2 protein-coding genes are annotated in these 713 nt (G+C 47.5%); both read right to left on the bottom strand.

All coding sequences use genetic code 11. From position 1 onward, the window contains the following. Positions 1 to 109: 109 nt before the first annotated feature. Positions 110 to 568 carry an IS200/IS605 family transposase gene (gene tnpA / locus ACLGE8_RS22670; protein WP_411001374.1) on the bottom strand — a complete coding sequence of 153 codons (459 nt, stop codon included), beginning with the start codon at positions 566 to 568 and terminating at the stop codon, positions 110 to 112. Next, positions 525 to 713 (bottom strand): hypothetical protein (locus tag ACLGE8_RS22665; RefSeq protein ID WP_411001372.1); only part of this gene is annotated, 189 nt, incomplete at its 5' end. The genes ACLGE8_RS22665 and tnpA, both read right to left, overlap by 44 nt.

Genomic DNA, 713 nt, shown 5'->3' with positions numbered 1-713 from the left:
AATAAATATCCTCCGGCATAGCCGGAGGTTTTTCTGATGCGCCTATAAGGCTCTCTTACCAGCCGCGCCCTAACAGGCGCATACGATCTGACATTTGCATCAGACTTCGCTACTTACGGCCCGTAAACGGGCTACCCGGATATGGGATCGATAACTGCTCGCCCATTTTATCCTCTTCAAGCTGGTGCTTTATGTATTCCCGTATCTTCGCCGTGTTCTTACCCACCGTGTCGACGTAGTACCCTCTACACCAGAACTCTCTGTTCCTGTATTTGAATTTCAGGTCTCCAAACTGCTCATACAGCATCAGGCTGCTTTTACCCTTCAGATACCCCATAAAACCCGACACACTCATCTTCGGCGGGATCTCCAGAAGCATGTGGATATGATCCACACAGCATTCTGCTTCCACTATATTCACGTTTTTCCATTCACATAGCTTTCTTAAGATGCTGCCTATTGCCCGGCGTTTCTCTCCATAAAACGCCTGTCTTCGGTATTTCGGCGCAAAAACTATGTGATATTTACAGTTCCATCGGGTGTGCGCTAAGCTCTTTTCGTCCCCCATTGGGACCCCCTTTTGATTTCTTGTTGAACTTTTGCAGTTGCCAGACCGCAAGGTGTTTTAACAAATCAAAAGGGGTTTTAATAACTGGCTTAAAGCTGAAAGCTTTCCGGAACCCCCAGCCTAGCTGGGGGTTTTCTGTGCACAA

The sequence above is a fragment of the Kluyvera sp. 142486 genome (assembly GCF_046569695.1).
Lineage (GTDB): Bacteria > Pseudomonadota > Gammaproteobacteria > Enterobacterales > Enterobacteriaceae > Kluyvera.
The sequence above is the reverse complement of the archived record's forward strand: the minus strand, read 5'-3'. Positions and strand labels throughout refer to the sequence as shown.

Coding starts and splice junctions, on each gene's coding strand:
- tnpA (WP_411001374.1), bottom strand. CDS start 568: ATGGGGGACGAAAAGAGCTTAGCGCACACCCGATGGAACTGTAAATAT.